The organism is Streptococcus cristatus (assembly GCF_963529205.1).
Classification (GTDB): Bacteria; Bacillota; Bacilli; order Lactobacillales; family Streptococcaceae; genus Streptococcus; species Streptococcus cristatus_O.
This window is the reverse complement of record NZ_CAURYF010000075.1, coordinates 1-2,994: the sequence shown is the minus strand read 5'-3', so window position 1 is coordinate 2,994 and position 2,994 is coordinate 1. Positions and strand designations below refer to the sequence as shown.

At 46.2% G+C, this 2,994-nt stretch carries 3 protein-coding genes; all 3 read left to right on the top strand.

Translation table 11 applies throughout. From position 1 onward, the window contains the following. The first annotated feature begins 13 nt into the window (after positions 1–13). Positions 14–409 carry a CopY/TcrY family copper transport repressor gene (locus tag RWS39_RS09460; RefSeq protein ID WP_045498041.1) on the top strand — a complete coding sequence of 132 codons (396 nt, stop codon included), beginning with the start codon at positions 14–16 and terminating at the stop codon, positions 407–409. 18 nt (positions 410–427) lie between these two features. Continuing rightward, on the top strand, positions 428–799 hold the full coding sequence (locus RWS39_RS09455; RefSeq protein ID WP_045498039.1) for a cupredoxin domain-containing protein: 372 nt from the start codon (positions 428–430) through the stop codon (positions 797–799). 10 nt (positions 800–809) lie between these two features. Continuing rightward, the coding region (locus RWS39_RS09450) for a heavy metal translocating P-type ATPase (protein ID WP_314482935.1) at positions 810–2,994 on the top strand (2,185 nt) is incomplete at its 3' end.

Sequence of the window (2,994 nt, the reverse complement as noted above, 5' to 3'; positions counted from 1 at the left end):
GAAAGGAGAGGTCATGCAAATTTCCAATGCGGAATGGCGCATCATGAAGATTATCTGGATGGAAGGCAAGCAGACCAGCACGGATTTGATCGCCGTCTTGTCCGAGCGCTTTGACTGGTCGAAGTCGACGATCAAGACTCTCTTGACCCGCTTGGTGGAGAAAGGATGTTTGACTAGAGAAAAATCAGGCAAAGCCTTTGTTTACTCGGCTTTGTTGAAGCAGGACCAGAGTTTAGACTTGGTCGTTGAGGATGTGAAAGACAAGGTTTGCTCCAAAAGGATTGTCCAGGTGCTTGAAAACTTGATTCAGGCGAGTGACTTTACGCTTGCAGATCTTAATCAGCTGCAGCAGGTCCTGGAAGAAAAGAAAGCAGAGGCTGTCGAAACAGTCCCTTGCAATTGTATGTAATAGAAAGAAGGAAATTCCATGTTTGGATTGTTGATTAGTATTGTTTGTTTACTTGTGGTTGCTTTTATTGCTTGGTGGTTCTTTGCAGAGCATGAAAAGGTAAGCGGCCACGCTCGTCAGAAATCAGGTTATCAAGAAATTGAAGTCGAAGTCATGGGGGGCTATTCGCCTGAAACCATTGTCCTGAAAAAGAATGTTCCAGCCCGGATCATCTTTCATCGCAAGGATCCATCTTCATGTCTGGCTCAAGTGATCTTTCCAGATTTTGGCGTTCATGAAGATTTGCCTTTAGGTGAAAAACATGTCATTGAAATTACGCCAGAAAAAGCGGGCGAATATGGGTATTCATGTGGAATGAACATGATGCATGGTCACATGATTGTGGAATAAAGGAGTAGGTATGGTAGAAAAACAAAAAGCAGTTGTGGAAAACGGAGTGCAAAAGATCCGTATTACAGCAGAAAAAGGCTATAGTCCAAAGGAATTTCAACTTCAAAAAGGGATCCCTGCTGAAATCACCTTCCATCGGGTCAATCCTTCCGGCTGTTACAAGGAAATTCTGTTTGAAGATCAGGGGATTTTAGAGCCTTTGGAAGTCGGTGTGGATAAGGTGATATCCTTTACCCCGACAGAAACAGGGGACTTCGAGTTTTCATGTGGAATGAAGATGCAAAAGGGTTCCTACACGGTTGTGGAAAAACGCCGTCGTGTCTTAAGTTTACTGGGTCGCTTTTGGATTACTAGTATCTTTACTCTTCCCTTATTGATCTTGATGATCGGGATGATGGCAGGATTTGTATCCCATCCAGTCAGTCGCTGGGGGACTTTTCTAGCGACAACGCCGATCATGTTGGTAGCAGGAGTTCCTTTTATCAAGAGTGCCTGGGCCTCATTTAAGAAGCACCATTCCAATATGGATACCTTGGTAGCTCTTGGAACCCTGGTAGCCTATGTCTATAGTGTATTTGCCCTTTTTACTGGTCAGCCAGTATACTTTGAGGCTGCGGGTTTTATCATCTTCTTTATCCTCTTAGGGCAAATCTTTGAAGAACGGATGCGTAACAATGCCTCCGAGGCTGTGGAAAAGTTGTTGGATTTGCAGGCAAAAACGGCTCAAGTTCTCCGTGATGGGAACTATGTCGAGGTGGCGGCAGAAGATATCCAAATTGATGACTTGATTCGGGTCCGTCCTGGGGAAAAGATCGCGGTTGATGGGACGATTGTAGAAGGAAGTACGACCATTGATGAGTCGATGGTGACAGGTGAAAGCTTGCCTGTGGAAAAATCAGTTGGTGATGCAGTTATCGGCTCCACTATCAACAGCAATGGGACCATTCTCTTTAAGGCTGAAAAAGTCGGTAGTGAGACCCTCTTATCTCAAATTGTGGACTTTGTCAAAATGGCCCAATCCAGTCGTGCTCCTATTCAAGATTTGACGGATAAGATTTCAGGTATCTTTGTTCCAGTGGTGACGATTTTGGCCATTGCGACTTTCTGGGTTTGGTCCGTGCTTCTGGGCGCGTCGCTTCAAGAGGCCATGCTCTATGCAGTCTCTGTCCTCATTATTGCCTGTCCTTGTGCCCTTGGTTTAGCAACCCCAACAGCCCTGATGGTCGGAACCGGCCGTAGTGCCAAGATGGGGGTTCTGATTAAAAATGGAACAGTTCTTCAAGAAGTGCAAAAGATTCAAACCGTTGTGTTTGATAAGACAGGGACTATTACCATTGGCCAACCACTTGTAACCGATGTTGTAGGAGATGAAGCGCGTGTCTTGACACTGGCTGCTAGTCTTGAAACTTTTTCAGAACATCCACTAGCCCAAGCGGTGTTATCCCAAGCAGAAGAAAAAGGTTTGGTGTTATCCCCTGTGGAAAACTTCCAAGCGATTGAAGGAAAAGGGGTCCAAGGTCAGATCGACCAGCAGTTGGTGACCTTGGGAAATGGCAAACTTCATGACGGGACAGCGATGGATCCGGAGCTTGAAAAACGGATGGTAGAGTTGCAAGAGCAGGCCAAAACAGTGATCAGTTTGTCTGTGGATGGGCAAGTGATTGGCTTGATTGCCATTCAAGATGCTCCGAAGACCAGCTCAAAAGAAGCGGTCAAAAAGCTCAAAGAACGGGGCTTGAAAACGGTCATGTTAACGGGGGATAATGAACGGGTGGCCCAAGCTATTGCTAAGCAAGTGGGAATTGACACCGTCATTGCTGATGTCCTTCCTCAAGAAAAAGCTAGCGCCATCCAAAAACTGCAAGAAGCTAGCAAGGTCGCCTTTGTTGGAGATGGGATCAATGATGCTCCAGCTCTCTCGATCGCGGATGTGGGGATCGCTATGGGATCTGGAACGGATATTGCGATCGAGTCCGGTGGCATCGTGCTCACGCAAAATGATTTACTTGGCGTTGTGCGCGCCTTTGACATGAGTCAAAAGACCTTCCGCAGGATCTTACTCAATCTCTTCTGGGCCTCTATCTACAATATCCTTGGGATTCCAATTGCTGCTGGAGTCTTTGTAGGACTGGGATTGACCCTCAATCCAGAACTAGCAGGTCTTGCTATGGCCCTTAGTTCTTTGTCTGTTTTGA